This window comes from Neptunomonas concharum, assembly GCF_008630635.1.
Classification (GTDB): Bacteria; Pseudomonadota; Gammaproteobacteria; order Pseudomonadales; family Balneatricaceae; genus Neptunomonas; species Neptunomonas concharum.
The window spans coordinates 3,501,598-3,521,724 of the sequence record NZ_CP043869.1; the positions used below are offsets into that span (position 1 = coordinate 3,501,598).

Sequence of the window (20,127 nt, forward strand, 5' to 3'; positions counted from 1 at the left end):
TAGGTAAAAACCATGGAAGATACTCACGCTAATTCTTCACTGTCTTTACGAGAACGGTTGGCAATTTATATCGATCTCACACGATTTGATCGCCCCATTGGTAGTTACTTGCTGCTATGGCCTACTTTATGGGCACTATGGATTGCATCAGATGGCGTCCCCGACATCAAACTGCTAATCATCTTTATCGGTGGGGTTTTCCTAACTCGTTCAGCCGGCTGCGTGATCAACGACTTTGCCGACCGAAAGATTGACGGCCATGTTAAACGCACCGCCGCACGCCCCTTGGCAACAGGTAAAATAAGTAGCAAAGAAGCCTTAGCGCTGTTTGCCTTTTTAATGATAAGCGCGTTTATTTTGGTGTTATTCACCAATACAATGACAATAGCCATGTCCTTTGGCGGCCTATTTCTGGCATCACTTTATCCCTTTATGAAGCGCCACACCCACCTTCCCCAAGTGGTCCTTGGTGCCGCTTTTGGTTGGGCGATCCCAATGGCATTCACCGCCGTCAGTGAAGACGTACCTACCATCGCCTGGTTAATCTATATTGCAAAAATTCTTTGGACGATTGCCTACGACACGATGTATGCCATGGTGGATCGTGATGATGATCTAAAGATTGGCGTCAAATCAACAGCCATTTTGTTTGGCGATTTAGATAAGCTCATTGTCGGTATACTTCAGATATTAACCCTCGTTATTTTGGTCATCGTAGGCCTACAGTTGTCCATATCATTGCCCTACTATATTGGCGTTGCTGTAGCAGCTGGACTCTTTTGCTACCAACAGTGGCTAATTCGGAGTCGCGAGCGCGAGGCATGTTTTAAAGCCTTTTTAAATAATCACTATGCAGGAATGGTCGTATTTGTCGGTATATTGATTCACTATATGACAATTTAGTATCACCCTGTAACATTATTGTCATAAAAAATGTTTGTAATACTCCCGTCTTATTTTAAGCGTAGAGGCGGCTAATATGTCTGCAAGCAAACAAGTACTTATCGTCGATGACGAAGCACCCATCCGGGAAATGATCGCGGTAGCTCTCGAAATGGCCGGTTATGACTGTCTGGAAGCAGAGAGTGCCCAAGAAGCACATGCCATGATCGTAGATCAAAAGCCCGATATGATTCTGCTGGATTGGATGATGCCCAACATGAGTGGTATCGAACTGGCTCGCCGACTGCGCAAAGATGAAGTCACCGCTGATATCCCTATTATTATGCTTACCGCAAAAGGTGAGGAAGAAAACAAAGTTAAAGGGCTGGAAGCAGGCGTAGATGACTACATCACTAAGCCTTTCTCTCCTCGCGAGTTGGTTGCACGACTTAAAGCCGTTCTACGTAGAGCAACACCAAAAGGAATAGAAGAGCCCGTATCTGTCGAGGGCCTAACCCTTGATCCTATCTCACACAGAGTAACCGCTAACGAAAAACCAATAGAGCTTGGCCCGACTGAGTTTCGTCTGCTACAGTTCTTTATGACCCACCAAGATCGTGCCTACTCCCGTGGCCAGTTATTAGATATGGTATGGGGAGGGAATGTTTATGTTGAAGAACGTACCGTAGATGTACATATCCGCCGACTGCGTAAAGCTTTAGGCGCTCAACATGACCACTTGGTACAAACAGTTCGAGGAACAGGCTATCGTTTTTCTACACAAGTTGCCTGATTTTTCGCTAGGACGTTGCTAATCAATGCAAAAATCCCGACATGCCGCTATAAGTAGCTTGCTTATCATCACGGTGGTTACCGCTACATTAGGCCTCGCTGTAGGCTCTATGAGCTGGGGGTTGGTTATTGGTTTGCTGATATGGGCAACCATTCAAATTCGCCATATGGAAAAACTTCAAAGCTGGCTACACGACTCTAGTGAACCTTCCCCTCCAGAAGCTACAGGCCACTGGGGCGATATTTTTGATGATCTCGCACGCTTACAAAAACGTTATAAAAAACGGACTAGGGAACTAAAGGATGTCATCGTCCGTTTCCAACAATCATCCTCAGCGCTAACGGATGCTGTCGTAATTATTGATAATCAGAATAATTTAGAGTGGTGGAACCGTTCTGCAGATCACTTACTAGGCTTAAAATCCGTATCAGACCGGGGTAAGCCAGTTATGAACTTGCTTAGAGACCCTCGTTTTATACGTTATTATCGAAAAGGTAACTATGAAGAGCCTTTGCAGCTATCTAGCCCCATCAATAGTGAATTAGTACTGCAATACCATATTACAGAGTTTGGTATCAGCGACCGTCTGTTGGTCGCCCGAGATATAACACGCCTAGTGAGACTGGAGCAGACCCGTCAGGACTTTGTTGCCAATGCCTCCCATGAGCTTCGCACCCCACTCACCGTTATCCGTGGCTATCTTGAAACCTTCTTAGACCAAGAGCTGCCCAAACCGATGAATCGCGCTCTGACGCAAATGCAAATACAAGCTACACGCATGGAAAGCCTGGTTGCTGACTTGTTACTGCTATCTCGCCTAGAAGCCAGCCAGCATATACCGGATGAGAACCCTATTCATATTCATAAAGTCTTAGAGGCTATTCGTACTGATGCTCTCCTACTTTCCGGTGATAAGCATCATACAATTTCACTAGAAGTCGAATCGAATCACGACCTGCTAGGCCAAGCTCAAGAACTACACAGCGCCTTCTCAAACTTGGTGTTTAACGCTGTGCGCTATACTCCGGAAAATGGACATATAACCATCCGGTGGTGGGTTGATCTAGAGGGTGGGCATGTTTCCGTTTCAGACGATGGCTTAGGGATTGACTCCATTCACATCCCAAGACTCACTGAGCGCTTTTATCGTGTGGATGAGGGCCGTTCATCCTCTACTGGGGGAACAGGCTTAGGGCTGGCGATCGTCAAACATGCCCTGCAAAGGCACGGCGCTCGCCTAACCATAGAGAGTAAAATTGGCTATGGCAGCACGTTTATCTGCCACTTCCCTGTGGACATGCTGACAACCCATTAGTGAGCGCTTGCTCGCTCAACATGTTCCTCAATCCAATAGAGTGTTGCCCCAATCACCGCCGCTGGCATAACAATCAAGTTAACTAAAGGAATCATCATTCCCAACTGAACCAATGCGCCAAAGCTGACAGATGTCAGTCGCCTTTCGGCCAGCATTATCTTCATCTGACGGAAGCTCACCTTGTTGTTATCCATCGGATAATCACAATACTGAATTGCCATCATCCAAGCTCCGAAAAGAAACCAAAGAAAAGGCGCAATCACATTGATGATCGGAATAAAACTGAAGATCAGCAGTAAAAACAATCGTGGAATGTAATAAGCCATTTTCGCCAACTCACGCTGCAGAGCCCTAGGGATCATCGCAATTAGCCCTTTCCAACCCTCGTCCTGCATCACTGCACCACGCTTCATTTTCTCTACTTTTTCAGAAAGAAAACCATTAAAAGGCGCAGCAATAAGATTCGCGACTAATGAGAAACCGTAATAAACAAAAACCAAAACCAGCAATGCAAATAACGGCCACAAGAGCCAATCTAAAAAAGATAACCAAGAAGGCAGTTTCGACAACCAAAAGTTAACCCATCCATCAAACTCATTCACCAAGAGCCAGATCGCACCGGAAAAGAGAAAGATATTGATGATCATGGGAATCAGTACAAAACGTCGAATACCAGGTTCAGGAAGCATACTGAAGCCTCTCAGTAAATAACCACTACCTTTAACAGGATTACCTTTCATTTTTTCTCCTACGCTAAAAAATGCACTGCAAATCGAATCACAATGGCGATCAACATCATACCTAAGCCGGTGCGGTTAACTTTGAATTCCACGACGTTATAAGCAATGGTCGGTTGCCAAAACATGATTAAAGACTTGAAGTCTTTCGTTCTCCCGGCGTACATCGCCAACGACACTAAAAAAACCAGCAGGCCGCCCCAAAACAGAATCGTTTCTAGTATTGCTAGATAGTACATAAATGCTCTCTTACAAATATCCCCAAATGTGAGGCAACTAGCCTACCAGAATTGCTTTGTTCAAGCTGCAACGTTAGTCTCTGTGACATTGCCACTTTGGCCGCAGTTCCCTATTTTTCAAACAGGTGATAATAATGAAAGCGATTCGTATACATGCTTTTGGTGGTCCTGAGTCATTAGTTTATGAGGATATCTCCGAACCCCAGCTGAAAGCTGGAGAGGTCCTTGTACAAACGCATACCGTTGGGGTTAACCCCATTGATTGGAAGACCTGTAGCGGTGGCGGAGCAGCACCCTTTATTGGTGACCTTCCCTTTGTACCAGGCTGGGAGTTTTCAGGGCACGTGATTGCCTGTGGGAGCGACGTGAGTGGCTTTACCTCTGATGATGGTGTATTTGGTTTCGTACGCTTTCCCGAAGCCGCTGGCTGTTACGCCGAACAGATTGCCGTGCCTGCCGAACAGATCTCTTTGCTCCCACCCTCGGTTGACTTAAAACTGGCGGGTGGATTAGCGCTAGCGGGATTAACGGCTTGGCAAGCGCTCTTCGATAAAGGAGCACTTAAGCCTAAACAAAAGGTTCTAATTATCGCTGCCGCTGGTGGCGTTGGGCACCTAGCGGTTCAACTAGCCAAATGGAAAGGTGCTCATGTTACCGGTACGGCCTCTTCAAGCAATCATGACTTCCTAACATCTATTGGATGCGATGAAGTGTTAGACTATCACCAAGCGGACAGCCTGAGTGGTGATCGTCGCTTTGATCTTATTATCGATGGTGTCGGTGGTGATACAGGTATCGACGCAGTTGAATATCTGGCTGAGGGTGGGTGCTTAGTGACGCTACCTAGCGTTACAAAAGATGCGGTAATTGCCGCAGGTCAGGCGAAAGGCAAACAGGTTTTACCCATTCGAGTAGAACCTAATGCCCAACAGTTATCCATACTGGCAAGCTTAGTAGCAGAAGGTGAGTTAAAAATGCACCTAGCCACAAGTTACTCTCTTTCAGAAGCGGCACAAGCGTTCAAGGATATTGCCTCAGGACATACCCGAGGCAAGGTCGTTTTAACCGTATCCCAGCCAACGCTATAGCGTATTACCTTTATCGGCTTGAGAAGCTTCGCACGGTATTAACGGCTGATTGTAGATAGCGACTACGATCAGCCTTATCATCTATTTCAACCGCCAACACTTTAATCAGCTCAGCAATTTTATTTCGATAAACACCATGCTGTGCTTTCCATTGCTCATAAGCCTCATCAAATACTATACCCGCTGCTGGCCCGATAAACTCAGCTAAACCTTCTTGTAGCTGATCCATTAACGCTCGCAACTCGGCCTCGGATTGTGGTCTTGCCGCTTTAGCCGTATTACCCCCTGCTTGTGCTTGTACCACAGGCGGCTCACTTGCCTGAGGAGAAAGCACCTGCTTAGCTATTTTCGGCAAAGCTGAACGTGCACTGGTATTGATCAACGCTAAGTTCACATCTTTATCGGTTAACAATACCAAGATGGTTTCATCTGCGACGTGATAACCAATCAATAGGTTCTCTTCTAACTCGATATTGATCTCTTTATGGTCCCCACCCATGCCTTCAACCGCCATAAAAATCTGGTTGATAACACGGCAAGCTCCCACCATATTTTCTTCCAAAATATCTGGGAAGGTCGATGCCTGCTTTTCATCGCCTTTGAGTATGAAGCTATGATGGATACCACCAAAAAGTTCTAAGTCTTTCAGTATTTTATCCATATCTCATCAGCCCCATTGCAACAAGTCATCAACTTGCTGCTTTAATGCTCTTACCGATACCCGGTTTGAAGACTGAATTCCCAGAGCCTGCTCCCCGCCTAAGAAAACCGATAGGTTATCCTCTGTATTGCTTTTCAAAATAATACTTTGAACTTGCCCGAGATCCGAAACCTCTTCAAATACTTTGACAACACCAGCAACAAAACCAACAAAGTCATTCACCTCGCTAGTTTCAATGGAAGAGGTGACGATATCGCCCATTTCATCTGTCAAAACAGCGCCACGGACACCCTTAAAGTTCATTACATCATCTATGATAGAGTCCTTCATTACGACCTCTTCTCCCAGATATTCCTGAATAGCAAAGTGGGTGTCGTCCGTTTCCTCCTCCACTTCATCAAAGGTTATCTCGCTATCCCTTTGCGCTGCTTGATTGATCAGTTCCGACCATTCGCTATACTCTGTTTTCCCTCTGAGTAGCTCCTCAACCAGAGGTAATACGCTGCCCGCCCGGCGTGCATCGATAAAACGAACTGGCGCATCGATACCCATCTCCTGCAATGTTTGTTCGTACTCCAGCAGTGTTGGGTGGTCCCTTAAGTCTGAGCGGGTTACCCCCACGATGACTTGTTTTCGAGCAATTAACTCAGAGAACTCATGGGCATAGTAGCGTAAGTCCTTCATGGGATAATTGCGTGTGTTATCCACTAGAAACACAATACCAGCACAATCTGCAGCTAGGTTGTTCGCTAGTAAATCCCACATAAACTTGAAACGAGCCTGTCCCGGCGTGCCATAAAGCTGAACCACTTCCTGATCACTGAGTGTGAGCGATCCATAGTCCATTGCAACCGTAGTGGTCGCCTTTCTTAAGCCCGTCATGTCAGAAGCTTTTGCTTCTGTTTCGATATTCTTATGCTCATCGCTTATCGAGCGAATAGCGGAAGTCTTACCTGCCCCTACTGGGCCAATAAAGAGTAATTTATGATAGTCCATGCGCAGCAGCCCTGCGATTCGTTCTTGGGCGAACGAAAGCAGCTAATATTATTATTGTGTGAACGCGCTCACTCAATTGAAATCGCGTCAGTGTTCTGCAAGAAGTGTTATTCAGCAGAGATTAAAAAATAGCCTATAAGTCTAAAGAAATGAAGTTCTTAGTGAAATAAGTGTCAACATAGGTTGTAAAAGCACAAAAACTGTTACTTATTGGCTACAAAAAAACTGTTGCTGTTTCATTAACAAGCGACACCCTTCTCCACGGATATTACGGTCCCAGCAATAATATTTAGCCCAAGATTTATCATCTTCTGTTGGCTTCTCACGATAAGGCGGCACGCCTTCACAGAAATCCGGGCTTGCTTTGGCTACACTAAGGCAAGCTCTAAGAAAAATACCTTGATTAACAGTACAACTAAATCCTAAACAGCCATCAAACGAGTGAAGGGTTTTATCTAAGCATGCCTGTTGGTCATTCTCTTGCCCAAACAGCCTACCGCTTTTTTTAAATTCCGCTGTTTGGTAAGCACGGTCTGCATTAAAGTCTGCCAGCCAGCTTTCCCGGTTGAGCCAGCCCAACACACTTAGCACGACGATAATACCCAGAGAGATAAGCAGTATTTTTTTCAAAGTTAGATATCCCTATAGCTTTATCTGCGAGGTCTATAAAGCCCAATTACGGTCATAAAAACACCCAATACGGATAACAGCATTCCCCCATTCACAAACAGAGGGTAACGTGCCATATAGGGTATAAACGGCTGTTTATTTTGCATATCACACATGAGATTTTGGTAGTCAAAAGAACCACCTATATCCAAACAATCGTCCACCAATGATTGTTCATACATATACCCCCCCATTAATGCAAGGCAAGGTATTATCAATAACGTGAGTCCAAGTTTTAACATTAGGCGTCGTCACTAATTCCAATATTACTAACGCCCTCATTACGAGCGAGCACTCTCAAGTTTTGAATAAACGCTTTGTCCATTTGCTTCACCTGGGTGAGACGCTCAACAACTTCTTCTTGAAATTCATCTTCCTGGAGCATCAGTTCATGATTGGTAATAAACCGGATGATCTCCTCATCCGACATCTGATCATCACCTTCTGAAACCTCAATAAACATCGCGACACACTCTCGGGATACATTACCAACGGCTACCGCTTCATCAACATCCGCTTCTAGGATGCATACCAGCGTAGAGTAGAGAGAGACCACGGCATCCAATGCAGGTGAAGCGCCATACATTTCAAAAGTATCAAGGTCAGGCATGTTGGCTTCTACTTTATCCAACTGCACCTCAAAGTTCATTTGAGCACCACCAGGTATCAGTGACTGCCAGACACCATCCAGAATGGTTTCCAGCTGTTTGAAGTCACCAAACTCCACCAGCTTGCTAAAGAGTGCAAAATTAGGAAACTGCCGTTCGGTCAATGCTGCACAGTAAGCAGCTAACTTCTTATGATCCAATGAACGCAGTTGCGACTCTACTGGCAATCTATCTGTCATGTCAGGTCCCGTGTTGATGGTTAACTAGGCCTATTGTAAGCCTTTTCAATGATTTTGCAGCCTTCCTGCGTAGTAAACCGGTGGAAATACGGATAAATATAACGGGATATTGTTGTTATACTTTTGATCAGTGACCACTTTATTAACAAACTTGCCAGAACGAGAAGAATAATGCAGAGCAATTTTCTAAGTCTGAGCGTCAGACTACTCGATAGTCTCAGTGAATGGACTGGCCGGATCATATCCTGGCTGACCCTACTGATGGTTATTGTTACTTTTGTCATTGTTGTCATGCGCTATGTGTTCGAAACCGGTAACATCGCGCTTCAAGAATCGATTATCTACATGCATAGTTTTGTCTTCCTATTAGGGGCCGCGTATACCCTAAAGCATGATGGACATGTACGCGTTGATATCTTTTACCGGCCGCTCAGTGAGCGCGGTAAAGCGATTATCAATATCATCGGTATCCTCTTTTTGCTTTTCCCTGTGACCTTATTTATTGGCTATATCTCATGGGAATATGTAGCAACCTCTTGGTCTCTTATGGAAGGCTCTCAGGAAGCTGGAGGTATTGAGTACCGCTATATACTGAAATCCGCCTTAATTGCGATGCCCATCTTAATGGTGCTGCAAGGTATCGCTGAATTGTTCCGCTGTATACTCGTGCTATCCGGACAGGGGCATTTGCTTGAAGAAGATGTCACGGAGCATGCAATATGATTGAGTACCTTTCTTTATTTCTATTCCTTGCTGCCGTTTTTGTCTTATTAATGGGCTACTCGGTTGCTTTCTCCTTGGCAGGTACAGGTCTTGTCTTTGCGGGTATCGGTGCTTTAACAGGGCATTTTGATAGTGTGTTCCTTGAGGCGATTCCCAACCGGTTGTTCGGCGTTATGAACAACGAGGTACTGGTCGCCGTTCCTCTATTTGTCTTTATGGGCGTTATGCTGGAGAAGTCGAAGATAGCGGAAGAGCTGCTAGATACGATGTCCATTTTGTTTGGGCCTATGCGAGGTGGTTTAGGTATATCCGTAACAGTCGTAGGTATGCTGTTAGCCGCCAGCACAGGGATTGTGGGAGCAACCGTTGTGACCATGGGGCTTCTATCACTACCTACCATGCTACGTCGTGGTTATGATCCTAAAGTTGCGACCGGGGTGATCTGTGCTTCCGGTACGCTGGGACAGATTATTCCACCGTCTATCGTTTTAGTTTTACTGGGCGATGTGATCAGCTCAGCGTACCAGCAATCGCAAATCGACCAAGGGATTTTCTCACCTGAAACCGTGACCGTTGGTGATCTGTTTTTGGGTGCCTTGATTCCTGGCTTATTACTGGTAGTCGCTTATATCCTTTATATTATATTTAAGGCTGTCGTATCTCCCAGTTCCGTCCCTGCTATCCCTCAAGAGGAGCGCGATGCAGTTGAAAATATCTGGGGTAAAGTGCTTACCGTTCTATTTCCCCCGATTCTTCTTATCGGCTTGGTACTAGGCTCGATTCTTGGTGGTCTAGCGACACCAACCGAAGCAGCCGCGGTTGGTGCCGTTGGTGCTATCATTCTTTCTATGGCTAAACGCAGCTTCTCCCTCAGCGTACTGCAAGAAGTGATGCGCTCTACGACGCAAGTCAGCTCTATGGTATTCATCATATTGGTGGGTGCTTCTATCTTTTCTCTCGTTTTCCGCGGATTCGGTGGCGATGATATGGTGAGAGACTTCCTAACCGACCTGCCTGGTGGTGTATGGGGTGCACTGGCCGTCGTTATGTTGGTGATGTTCCTTTTAGGTTTCTTCTTAGACTTTATTGAGATCACTTTCGTGGTTGTTCCCATCGTTGCCCCAATTCTTTTGGCAATGGGGCTCGATCCTGTCTGGTTAGGCATTATGATTGCTCTGAACTTACAGACCTCCTTCCTGACACCACCCTTTGGCTTTGCACTCTTTTATCTTCGCGGTGTGGCGCCTGAGTCTATTAGTACGATGCAGATTTATAGGGGTGTTGTACCTTTCATCATTATTCAGCTCTGTATGCTGGGACTCCTTGCCTTGTGGCCAAGCTTGGCAACTTGGCTGCCTGAAGTCGTCTATGGCTGATAGATAAAACCTGATAACTAACTTAAATACCCGCATCGTTCGATGCGGGTATTTTTTTATATGCGATACAATACGTGAGTTGGATATCGCAGATAATTCTTCTCGTTAGGTCTGTTGGGTGGTCGCTCAAACGCAAAAAACCCTGCCAAGGCAGGGTTTTTAAAGGACTGTAAGAGAGCGTTTAAACTCTCAACAGGTAACCTATTACAGCGGGTTACGTGCGTTCAAGTATGCCTGTTCAGAAACTTGATGCCACTTGGTCGCCTGATCACGGAACTTAACAAACGAGTCGAATACTTTCTTTGTCTTCTCATCATTCGCAGCTTCTTCAGATACGACTTTATCAGACAGATCTTTGAGCTTCTGCAGCACTTCATCAGGGAACTTACGCAATTCAACATTGTGCTCGTTTACCAACTGCTCCAACGCACGGTTGTTCTTCGCTGTGAAGTCCGCCAGCATATCTTGGTTAGCAACGCGAATCGCATTACGTACAATAATCTGCAGATCAGCAGGCAGCTTTTCAAACGCTTCTTTGTTGATAAAGCATTCCAGCGTTGTACCTGGCTCATGCCAGCCTGGGTAGTAGTAGTATTTAGCCGCTTTGTGCAGACCAAACGCTACATCATTGTAAGGACCTACCCACTCTGTGGCATCGATTGCACCAGACTGTAAAGATGGGAAGATCTCACCACCTGGCAACAGGACAGGGGTACCGCCTGCACGCTTAAGCACTTCGCCACCTAAACCTGGGATACGCATTTTCAGACCTTTCAGGTCGTCAGCAGTATTAATTTCTTTGTTGAACCAACCGCCCATCTGCACACCAGTATTACCCGCAGCGCCTGGGACCAAGCCAAATTCAGCATAGATCTCTTCCCATAGCTCCATTCCGCCGCCATGGTACAACCAGCTGTTCATTTCCTGAGCAGTCAAACCGAAAGGTACAGCAGCGAAAAATTGAGCAGCACGACTCTTACCTTTCCAATAATATGAGGCCCCATGCCCCATTTCAGCGGTTCCACGTGATACCGCATCGAAGATCTCCAATGCACCTACCAGTTCTTTCGCTCCGTATACTTTTACCTGTACACGGCCACCGGTCATCTCACCGATCAGTTTTGCTAGATTGTTAGCACCTGTTCCCAGACCAGGGAAGTTTTTTGGCCAGGTGGTAACCATTTTCCATTTAAATTCTGGCGCAGCTTTGGCAGCCGTAGACATTAGAGCACCGGTTGCTACCGTCGCAGCTCCAGCACTTTTAAGAAATTAACGACGCTTCACTAGGTCTACTCCCTTTATTGTTTTTAATGAGTATAGCGGATTGAACATAGCATGCACTATAAGCCCCTGCAATGACTCGGAACAGCTCTTTTATTACGTACGTGGTAATACCCAGAAGTTATCACCCATGCCAACAAGATACGCCTAACCTATTCTGACAAATAAGATTTTTTGTAAAATTACCCTGTCACTTGTTTCGTTGTTATACTTGCTTAACAATGACACTATCCAATGAGATTCGTACTTGAACTCTGCAAATTTACTAAAATCCATTACCGATGCGCGCCCAAAGCTTCGCAAGTCAGAGCAGAAGGTCGCGGACTTTGTTTTGGCGAATCCTCAGGATGTCATTCACATGCGGATTGTTGACTTAGCCTCTGAAGCGAATGTCAGCGAACCTACCGTCGTACGCTTTTGCCGTGCTTTACATTACGATGGCTTTCAGGACTTTAAACTGACGCTAGCCCAAGGGCTTGCCAGTAACGCCAGTTTTGAGCAGTTTTCATTAGATTCCAAAGATACGGTATCCGAGTTTAAACAAAAGATTTTTGATTCTATGATCGGAAATCTGATCCACATCCGCGACCAACTAGAACCCAACACGCTAGAAAGCGCCATTGACGCTCTTGTTAAAGCAAAGCGGATTGAGTTTTATGGATTTGGTGCCTCTGCTGCTGTTTGTAGTGATGCGCAGCATAAGTTTTATCGACTGCAAATTTCTGCTGCCGCTTATTCCGATCCACATATGCAAACAATCTCCGCGGTATCGATGGTTCCGGGGGATGTCGTTGTCGCTATATCCCAAACAGGGCGAACAAAAGATCTTTTGCATACGGTCAAGCTAGTGCGCGATACCGGCGCAACCGTCATATCATTGTGCCCAAGCAACACTCCGCTAGCTGAACTGGCTACACTGCCCATCCATATTGATGTAGAAGAAGATAAAGACCTCAGTACATTAATGTCTTCACGGGTTCTTCACTTAGTGGTAATTGATGTATTAGCGGTAGGCGTAGCTATGCGCTTAGGCCCAGCACTGCTAGATCACCTTAAAACGATTAAGCGCAGCCTACGCAGTTTACGACAGAATGACAGACGGATGCTTACACGCCGCCCAGATAATATCTAATCTCCGTTTTAGCTTTAACAAAACTGCAACTTCCCCTCGCTATATTCCTCACTGGTTGAAATCTGACCAATTTTTAGTTAAAAAAGAGTTGTTGATGTCTCTTGAGTTTACTGAGGCTAACGATCCTCAGTGCTTTAACTCATTGTATAGCGCGAGGTTGAGATATTATGCTGAATCAAAAAACAGCCACCCTGAGTCATGTACAGATCGAGGTTATTGATACATTGATCGGTTTTGAGGAAGAGGAAAAAATCCGCAACAAGCAGCAAGCGTCAAAGCGATTACTAGCGGCCCGAAGAGCCATAGAAGCCCACCGTGAAGAGGTTCGTTTATCCAAAGAGATAGACAGGGAAGCTTGGTTTGATGATATCTAGCTACCCTGCCTGAAACCCTGAAGGTTTATCAATCAGGGTAGATAATATTGAGGGGTACAGAACGTCCGCCATCTAATACCAGTGCCGCATGATGACGTTTAAGTTGTCGCGGCTCTGGAACTCCACACGAGTGGGCGATCATTTCAACCTCATGAACCAGATTCTGGTGGAAATGGAAAACCCTTTCCGCTTTTACCTCAGGGACCAAGCCCTGCTGTAAGTCTGGATCATGGGTGGTGATACCTGTAGGACAGGTGTTCTTATTACACTGCAGCGCCTGTATGCACCCTAGCGCGAACATAAACCCTCGGGCACTAACCACAAAATCAGCACCAATACAGATAGCCGCTGCCACATCTGTCGGGTTGATCATTTTTCCGGACACAATGACACGAATCCGACTTCGTAACTCATGTTGTGCCAATTTATTAACAAGAATCGGCAAACTCTCACGTACTGGCAAACCGACATTATCCATCAGCGGCATAGGGGCGGCGCCCGTGCCACCATCAGAACTGTCTAGCGTAATGAAGTCAGGAGCTCGCTCAACGCCTCGTTTAATTACGGCTTCACAGAATTGATCCAGCCAATCTGTCGTGCCTAGCACCAGTTTAAAACCACAGGGCTTACCGGTCACTCGGCGAATTCGCTCTACGGTATCCAGTAAATCATCAATAGAGGCGATATCCGCATGGCGATTTGGACTGATTGACGGCTGCCCTTCTGGAATACCGCGAATTTCGGCAATCGCCTTACTTACTTTTTCGGCGGGCAAGATGCCACCCTTACCCGGTTTTGCTCCTTGAGAAAGCTTGATCTCAAACATCTTCACTTGGCTTATCGCCGCTTTTTCTCTCAATTTGTCATCCGACAGATTCCCTGCTGAATCACGAACACCGTATTTGGCTGTACCAATCTGAAAAACAATGTCACACCCACCTTCAAGGTGAAAAGGCGATAACCCACCTTCCCCTGTGTTCATCCAGCAGCCCGCTTTCGCTGCACCATAAGATAGTGCCTGAACCGCAGGCTTAGAGAGAGCACCATAACTCATACCTGAGATATTAAAAAAAGAGGGAGCATCGTAAGGCTGTTCACAATAAGGTCCGATACGCATCGGCTGCGACTGTGCTGAATCTTCGGACAACGTAGGAAATGGGCAATTAAGAAAATAGTAAGTACCTGGGCGGCGCAGATCACGCGTCGAGCCAAATGCGATGGTGTTATCAAGATTCTTCGCGGCACGATAAACCCAGCTTCTTTGCGCACGGTTAAAGGGTAGCTCCTCCCGATCCATTGCAAAAAAGTACTGGCGAAAAAACTCACCTAAGTGCTCAAAGAGGTAACGAAAACGTCCGATAAGTGGGTAGTTACGCCGAATAGTCTGCGATGTTTGATGCTTATCTTGCCAATACATGACGGCCGCCGTGAGTAATAAACCGGCTACGACAATCAAGAAAATAATACCAACGGTCGCGATAAAGTTAATGGCAAATGAGGTAAGGGTATCGTTCACGGCTAAAACTCCAAAACGCTATGATCTATCTACTAAAGCTAGCATGTAATCACATAAAACAGCGAATTTTTAGTTTCATATCAGCGAAATAGCATCAGGTGGTGGTGATCGTCTCACTTTAGGCGAACTCAATAACGATGACCAACTAACAATCGCGTAACGCACTCCCTCCGTCACCGCTTCCGCTGTATGTAGATAGCGACTATCTGATGGAAAAAAGATCAACATCCCCGCTTTGGGCTTAATCTTATAGCCGAAGTTTTCAAAGGAGATATGTCCACCTTCAAAATCACTATTCAGGTAAAGTAGTAAACTAATATCCCGATCTAAATCTTTTCTCCAGCGCTGACTACTTTCATCAAAATTTTCACTGTCAGCATGCGGCAGATAAAACCCACCGGGGTTGTATTTGAGAAGTTGCGGCTGCTCAAACCAGCTCACTTTATCCTTAACGTGCGGCTCAACCACTTCCAGCAGCGCTTGCTTTACGAATTGATCAAGACGACTCTGGTGTGCAGACATATCAACTCTTTCGGTAACACGCCCTTCATCTACTTTTCGAACCACTTCATCTTCATTGGTGTGTTCTAAATCGACAATAGTTAAACGCTCACTCTCTAACGTTTTAGCCAGCACCACCAGCGCCTGGCATTCATCAGGAGATAAGAAGTTTTCAATGACAACAACCCCATAGGGGGGCTGCCGGTTTGATGCCGAAGAGCCGCAACAGTTTTTAAATCGAAGTCCACTATTGCAAAAACACGCTTCGTTCCTTGAAGGTCTGAAATCATCCCGAAGAGGTTTATCCATAGATCAGCCGCCTAAATATCGTTCCCTTTTAGAAAATTAGACACGATTTTTTAGCACAAAGACAGAGTGATAGCGTTATTTGATCGATCCACATCAGTGAATCTCTTTACGTTCACGGGATAAAATCTCCTGAGCATCCAACGAAGCAATCGAGATACGATGATCAAGGGGTATATCACCACTGACCTGCAAAGCCAGATAGCGCATACAGCAGACTCTCAGAAAAGAGGTAAAGTTACCTAGATCGTGCTCTGCATCGATCGACTCATGATAAAGCCGCGTAATCATCTGCGGGATATTCATATCATCACGCTGCGCAATCGCTTCAAGCACTGACCAGAAATAGTTCTCTAAACGAATACTGGTCACCATACCATCGACGCGTAACGAGCGTGTGCTACTCGTCCAAAGATTCGAATCAGCCTGAATAAAAAGCTTACACATCGATACCCCCACATTAAGTCGTTATGTTATCTCGCAACCCACACACTCAGAGACAGCGGCAGGTTGCGACACCCCTTATCAATGGCTATCAGCTAAGTAAAGCCATAAACTGGGCGAGCCAAGCTGGATGAGCAGGCCATGCAGGAGCCGTTACTAAGTTACCATCTGTTACCGCCTCGGCAACATCAATCTCTGCAAAACGCCCACCCGCACTAACAACTTCAGGCTTACAGGCAGGATACGCAGAGCAAAGCTTGCCCTCAAGCACCCCAGCCGCCGCCAGCAGTTGTGCACCATGGCAGATTGCCGCCACTGGTTTATTCGTCACGAAAAAATGTTTTACCATCTCGACAACTGTTGCATCTAATCTTAAGTACTCGGGAGCACGGCCTCCCGGAATCACCAAAGCATCATAGGTAGTCACATCAACCTCATCGAAAGAGGCGTTCAGCATAAAGTTATGACCACGCTTTTCTGTGTAGGTCTGATCACCTTCAAAGTCATGAATCGCCGTAACCACCGTATCTCCCTTTCGCTTTCCGGGACACACCGCATCAACCGAATGGCCGACCGCCATCAACGCCTGAAAAGGCACCATGGTTTCGTAATCTTCTGTAAAGTCACCCGTAATCATCAAAATCTTTTTATTATTCATATCGTTACTCCGATGCTTTGACTAAACCACTGTTGCCAACACAGCAACCGCTCTTAACGCATAGAAAAGATAACAAGGAGATATGAATTACAGGTATTACGGGAATACTACATGAGTAATATGAGGAAAAAGATTAGCTATATGGGATAGAAAAGCCTAACTCGGTTGAAGCGAATTAGGCTTTTTATGGGTTAGCAAAGGGCATCATAATGAAATTAAAAACAATCCACTGTTTTTATTCTTTCAGAGATAGACCGCTAAGCACTTCCCGAAAGCTGTTCAAACCGGCCTCAAGATTTTCGATAATCTCTTCGGCCAGCTCATCCGGCTCAGGCAGGTTATCTAAATCGGTCAGGCTTTTGCCTTTTAGCCAGAAGATATCCAAACTGGTTTTATCCCGCGCCAGCAGCTCCTCAATAGGATATTTCCGCCAGCGGCCTTCGGGGTTATTTTCTGGGTGCCACGTCTCTTCGCGCTGAGCAGGGTTTTGCGGGTTGTAGCAGGCAATAAAGTCGGCCAAATCCTCAAAGCGCAGCGGCTTTTTCTTTAGCGTATGGTGAATATTGGTGCGGTAATCGTAGAACCAGACTTCCTTCGTCCACGGCTCTGGACTTGCTGGCTTATTATCAAGGAACAGCACATTCGCCTTAACGCCATTGGCGTAGAAAATTCCTGTTGGCAAACGCAAAATGGTATGAAGATTAGTATTTTCTAACAGCTTCTTACGAATGGTTTCGCCTGCGCCACCTTCAAATAACACGTTGTCCGGCACCACAATCGCTGCCTTACCGGTGGTTTTCAACATACTGCGAATATGCTGCACAAAGTTCAGCTGTTTGTTAGAGGTGGTCGCCCAAAAATCTTGGCGGTTGTAGGTTAGCTCATCGGTTTCCTGCTCGCCCTCTTCGTTGGTAAAGCTCATGGCGCTTTTCTTACCAAATGGCGGGTTGGCCAGCACATAGTCCACATTAACTGGGCTGGCCGCGATCAGTGCATCATTGGGGGATACAAGGCTCTCACCGTCGATCTCGCCGATGTTATGCAAAAACATATTCATCAAACACAGACGGCGCGTGTTAGCGACGATCTCATTACCATGGAAGGTGCTGTGCTTTAGAAACTGCTTTTGCTCTTTATCTAACGCGTAGTTTTCTGGGTTTGTAAGAAAGTCATAAGCCGCCAAGAAGAAGCCACCCGTACCGCACGAAGGATCGGCAATGGTTTTGTTGGGTTCTGGGCGAACACACTCCACCATCGCGCGGATTAAAGGCCGTGGCGTAAAGTATTGCCCCGCACCCGATTTGGTATCTTCCGCGTTCTTTTCCAGCAACCCTTCGTAGATATCGCCTTTGACATCCGCCCCCATCACAAGCCAGCTGGTACTGTCGATCATATCAATTAAACGATATAGCTTAGCTGGGTCTTGAATCTTGTTTTGCGCCTTCGTAAAAATCTGCCCTAGCATCCCTTTTTGCTTACCCAATTCCCTTAGCAGTTCCACATACAGCACCTCAAGCTCTGCGCCTTTTTTGCTGGTCAGTGCCTGCCAGTTGTACTTGGCCGGAATACCCACATCACGCGAGTAAGGCGGCTTGGCATACTCATCGGCCATTTTCAGGAAGATCAGATAAGTCAGCTGTTCAAGATAGTCGCCATAACCCACGCCATCATCACGTAACGTGGTGCAAAAACTCCAAACACGGGAAATAATCGAAGCAGTATTCATTTAAGGTTTGTCCTTAGTCGCAAGCACCTGCTTGCCTAAATCAGTTAAACGGTATTTTTGTAGTCGGCTTTGGGGTTTATCTGGCACAGTCATAGCGATAAAGCCTGCGTTTAAAGCCGGTTTAATATAGGTTTCACGGAAGTGTTCATCATGCTTTAGGCCTATTTTGGCCTGCAATTCTCGTCGAGTCATCTCGCCTTCCATAAGCATTAGCAGACGAATCATGTCATCGGTGACTTCCCCGGTGACTTCCCCGGTGACTTCCCCGGTGACTTCCGGGGTAGTCGGTATTTCAGGCTCGACAAAAGCCTGATGAATCGGCAAACGAATCAAGAAGTAACTGCGTTCATCATCGGTTTCGAACTCAGGTTTTGGAGAGCCATTGGCGCGCATGACACGCAGGATCTTCGGCACGCCTGTCGAGCGGCCCTCAGTTAAATCCAGCTCTTTTAAAAACTCACCAATACGGCGATTACGGTAGCGGCGGCTGACCGCTTTACCCGCCTGCAAATCCTCTAGACGAATTGAGCGATCAGGGCCGGGAAAACTCAGCACCACCAGTTCGTTACCATCAATACGGATTTCAATCGGCTCACGAATTTCATAGGAGCGGTGATACACGGCATTCACCACCGCTTCTTCAATCGCCGCCAACGGGAAATTCCAAAAGCGCTCAGCTTCTGGGCGATCAGCGTGCTTAATCACACCTTCTTTTAGATACAGATTATTGATGTAGGTAAGCGCATCTTGGGTGATGCGAGCTAACGGGCCTTTAAAGATTTTCTCTTCAAAGCGATCACCACCCGCCCCTTCAGGGAAATACACCACGTCAATTTGGGTCGCAGGGAAAAACTGCTCAGGATGCTCGTTAAAAAACAGCAAGCCAACATTCTTAGGAAAAACCGCTTCCGTTGGGCCACCTACCACGTTCATCCGGCGCCCAAGTGTTTCCATGTCTAGATCACGGGCTTCTGTAAGTAGCTCACTACCAATATCTTGCAGAAAATCACGCATCAAATAGGCGGATAGATCATTTAAAGTCGCATTTTGACGATAGCGATCATCAAACGGCACTGTTGCCGCAAGGGTTAATAACTCCCGCTCATCCTCACCCGAGGCTTTTACTGTGCTGGTGTGTTTACGCAGGTAATAAGCCCAATCGGCTTTATTGCCCAGGCTGGTTTTGGCTTTATAGGGGCGTGTTTCGCCACCCGGTGCCCATAGCACCAGGATGGTTTTGCCCTGCACCTCATAGGTGGCCGTTAACGGGTGATAGGATGGTCTGATTGCAGCGTTCCCAAGGTTTAAGATTTCTTTTTGGATCGCATCAATCTGTTCCGGTAACAGGCCAACGGGCGGCATCACGGGCTGACCGTTCTGTTCTGCCACACCGATCACCACATAACCACCGCCCAAATTGTGAAAGTCATTCGCGAAGGCACAAAGCGTACGCAGGATAGACTCCGGATTCCAACCTTCCTTGTACTCAATCCGTTCGCTTTCCACCGTGCGACGATGCAGCAAATCCTCAATATTAATCGGCAGTTTTATCGTCATAGTGCCTTTATCCATTTTATAACCCTGAGTTCTAAGTGATCGGCAAATTTCCTTACGTGCCGGTTTCTACTTCACAGCAAAAACAACCATGTCGCAATGCCAATCAAACAACCGTCAAACAAATTTATTTTTATAAGCCTTTGATTTAGATTAACTTTTTAATATTAAGAGATGTTTTTACGCCTTTCAGTCAAACAACGGTCAAGCAAATTTCTTGGCTAGTGATGGCTCTATATGAAACCTAAAATGTCTAAAAAATCTAACCACCCACCATTTATACATTCTAAAAGCTTTTATTTTTCAGTT

22 protein-coding genes are annotated in these 20,127 nt (G+C 46.1%); 8 read left to right on the forward strand and 14 right to left on the reverse strand.

The features are described 5' to 3' along the window. Window positions 1-12 precede the first annotated feature (12 nt). The 3 genes from ubiA (at window position 13) to phoR (ending at window position 2,990) form a co-directional block, all read left to right on the forward strand. Complete coding sequence (gene ubiA / locus F0U83_RS16640; protein WP_138985864.1) at window positions 13-903, forward strand: 4-hydroxybenzoate octaprenyltransferase; 891 nt, start codon at window positions 13-15, stop codon at window positions 901-903. 76 nt (window positions 904-979) lie between these two features. Next, window positions 980-1,675 (forward strand): phosphate regulon transcriptional regulator PhoB, encoded by a 696-nt coding sequence (gene phoB, locus F0U83_RS16645; protein WP_138985865.1) that lies wholly within the window; start codon window positions 980-982, stop codon window positions 1,673-1,675. Between the two features lie 25 nt (window positions 1,676-1,700). Continuing rightward, a complete protein-coding gene (phoR, locus tag F0U83_RS16650) occupies window positions 1,701-2,990 on the forward strand; it encodes a phosphate regulon sensor histidine kinase PhoR (RefSeq protein WP_138985866.1) in 1,290 nt (429 codons plus the stop codon). Here phoR and cysZ read toward each other — a convergent pair. After that, the gene (gene cysZ, locus F0U83_RS16655) at window positions 2,987-3,730 is read right to left on the reverse strand and encodes a sulfate transporter CysZ (RefSeq protein ID WP_138985867.1); all 744 of its coding nucleotides are present in this window, start codon (window positions 3,728-3,730) and stop codon (window positions 2,987-2,989) included. The two genes, phoR and cysZ, sit on opposite strands and share 4 nt — an antisense overlap. Window positions 3,731-3,738: 8 nt before the next feature. Beyond that, on the reverse strand, window positions 3,739-3,966 hold the full coding sequence (locus tag F0U83_RS16660) for a hypothetical protein (protein WP_138985868.1): 228 nt from the start codon (window positions 3,964-3,966) through the stop codon (window positions 3,739-3,741). A 134-nt stretch (window positions 3,967-4,100) separates the two neighbouring features. On the opposite strand from F0U83_RS16660, the gene F0U83_RS16665 reads away from it, so the two are divergent. Continuing rightward, on the forward strand, window positions 4,101-5,054 hold the full coding sequence (locus F0U83_RS16665) for an NADP-dependent oxidoreductase (protein ID WP_138985869.1): 954 nt from the start codon (window positions 4,101-4,103) through the stop codon (window positions 5,052-5,054). Between the two features lie 10 nt (window positions 5,055-5,064). On the opposite strand, the gene F0U83_RS16670 is transcribed toward F0U83_RS16665, so the two are convergent. The 5 genes from F0U83_RS16670 to F0U83_RS16690 form a co-directional block, all read right to left on the reverse strand. Next, on the reverse strand, window positions 5,065-5,715 hold the full coding sequence (locus F0U83_RS16670) for a DUF8082 domain-containing protein (RefSeq protein WP_138985870.1): 651 nt from the start codon (window positions 5,713-5,715) through the stop codon (window positions 5,065-5,067). Window positions 5,716-5,721: 6 nt separating this feature from the next. Continuing rightward, window positions 5,722-6,711: a GTP-binding protein gene (locus tag F0U83_RS16675; protein WP_138985871.1), complete on the reverse strand. Its 990-nt coding sequence runs from the start codon at window positions 6,709-6,711 to the stop codon at window positions 5,722-5,724. A 207-nt stretch (window positions 6,712-6,918) separates the two neighbouring features. Next, window positions 6,919-7,341, reverse strand: a complete 423-nt coding sequence (locus tag F0U83_RS16680; protein WP_138985872.1) for a hypothetical protein — start codon at window positions 7,339-7,341, stop codon at window positions 6,919-6,921. 20 nt (window positions 7,342-7,361) lie between these two features. Next, on the reverse strand, window positions 7,362-7,562 hold the full coding sequence (locus F0U83_RS16685; RefSeq protein ID WP_338036379.1) for a hypothetical protein: 201 nt from the start codon (window positions 7,560-7,562) through the stop codon (window positions 7,362-7,364). Between the two features lie 59 nt (window positions 7,563-7,621). Then, a complete protein-coding gene (locus F0U83_RS16690; RefSeq protein WP_138985874.1) occupies window positions 7,622-8,227 on the reverse strand; it encodes a YjaG family protein in 606 nt (201 codons plus the stop codon). Between the two features lie 171 nt (window positions 8,228-8,398). Between F0U83_RS16690 and F0U83_RS16695 the strand changes: the two genes are divergently transcribed. Together F0U83_RS16695 and F0U83_RS16700 are read left to right on the forward strand one after the other, a co-directional pair. Beyond that, complete coding sequence (locus tag F0U83_RS16695) at window positions 8,399-8,950, forward strand: TRAP transporter small permease subunit (protein WP_138985875.1); 552 nt, start codon at window positions 8,399-8,401, stop codon at window positions 8,948-8,950. Beyond that, window positions 8,947-10,326, forward strand: a complete 1,380-nt coding sequence (locus F0U83_RS16700) for a TRAP transporter large permease (protein ID WP_150036819.1) — start codon at window positions 8,947-8,949, stop codon at window positions 10,324-10,326. Before F0U83_RS16695 ends, F0U83_RS16700 begins: the two co-directional genes overlap by 4 nt. Before the next feature lie 204 nt (window positions 10,327-10,530). Here the strand turns inward: F0U83_RS16700 and F0U83_RS16705 are convergent, their stop codons facing one another. Then, window positions 10,531-11,550, reverse strand: coding sequence for a TRAP transporter substrate-binding protein (locus F0U83_RS16705; protein WP_138986646.1), 1,020 nt, complete (start codon window positions 11,548-11,550; stop codon window positions 10,531-10,533). A gap of 304 nt (window positions 11,551-11,854) precedes the next feature. Here F0U83_RS16705 and hexR point away from each other — a divergent pair, with 304 nt between their 5' ends. After that, window positions 11,855-12,739, forward strand: coding sequence for a transcriptional regulator HexR (gene hexR, locus F0U83_RS16710; RefSeq protein WP_138985877.1), 885 nt, complete (start codon window positions 11,855-11,857; stop codon window positions 12,737-12,739). Window positions 12,740-12,906: 167 nt separating this feature from the next. Then, window positions 12,907-13,113: a PA3496 family putative envelope integrity protein gene (locus F0U83_RS16715; RefSeq protein ID WP_246077557.1), complete on the forward strand. Its 207-nt coding sequence runs from the start codon at window positions 12,907-12,909 to the stop codon at window positions 13,111-13,113. Window positions 13,114-13,141: 28 nt separating this feature from the next. Here the strand turns inward: F0U83_RS16715 and F0U83_RS16720 are convergent, their stop codons facing one another. The 6 genes from F0U83_RS16720 to F0U83_RS16745 all read right to left on the reverse strand — a co-directional run bounded on the left by F0U83_RS16720 (window position 13,142) and on the right by F0U83_RS16745 (window position 19,836). Continuing rightward, window positions 13,142-14,629: an FMN-binding glutamate synthase family protein gene (locus tag F0U83_RS16720; RefSeq protein ID WP_138985878.1), complete on the reverse strand. Its 1,488-nt coding sequence runs from the start codon at window positions 14,627-14,629 to the stop codon at window positions 13,142-13,144. 75 nt (window positions 14,630-14,704) lie between these two features. Continuing rightward, window positions 14,705-15,439 carry a 2OG-Fe(II) oxygenase gene (locus tag F0U83_RS16725; protein ID WP_138985879.1) on the reverse strand — a complete coding sequence of 245 codons (735 nt, stop codon included), beginning with the start codon at window positions 15,437-15,439 and terminating at the stop codon, window positions 14,705-14,707. Window positions 15,440-15,532: 93 nt separating this feature from the next. After that, on the reverse strand, window positions 15,533-15,883 hold the full coding sequence (locus tag F0U83_RS16730; protein WP_138985880.1) for a ribbon-helix-helix domain-containing protein: 351 nt from the start codon (window positions 15,881-15,883) through the stop codon (window positions 15,533-15,535). A gap of 88 nt (window positions 15,884-15,971) precedes the next feature. Next, complete coding sequence (locus F0U83_RS16735) at window positions 15,972-16,538, reverse strand: DJ-1/PfpI family protein (RefSeq protein WP_138985881.1); 567 nt, start codon at window positions 16,536-16,538, stop codon at window positions 15,972-15,974. Window positions 16,539-16,773: 235 nt separating this feature from the next. After that, window positions 16,774-18,264: a class I SAM-dependent DNA methyltransferase gene (locus F0U83_RS16740; protein ID WP_138985882.1), complete on the reverse strand. Its 1,491-nt coding sequence runs from the start codon at window positions 18,262-18,264 to the stop codon at window positions 16,774-16,776. Further along, window positions 18,265-19,836 carry a Fic family protein gene (locus tag F0U83_RS16745; protein WP_246077559.1) on the reverse strand — a complete coding sequence of 524 codons (1,572 nt, stop codon included), beginning with the start codon at window positions 19,834-19,836 and terminating at the stop codon, window positions 18,265-18,267. It lies immediately after the preceding gene. Window positions 19,837-20,127: the final 291 nt, after the last annotated feature.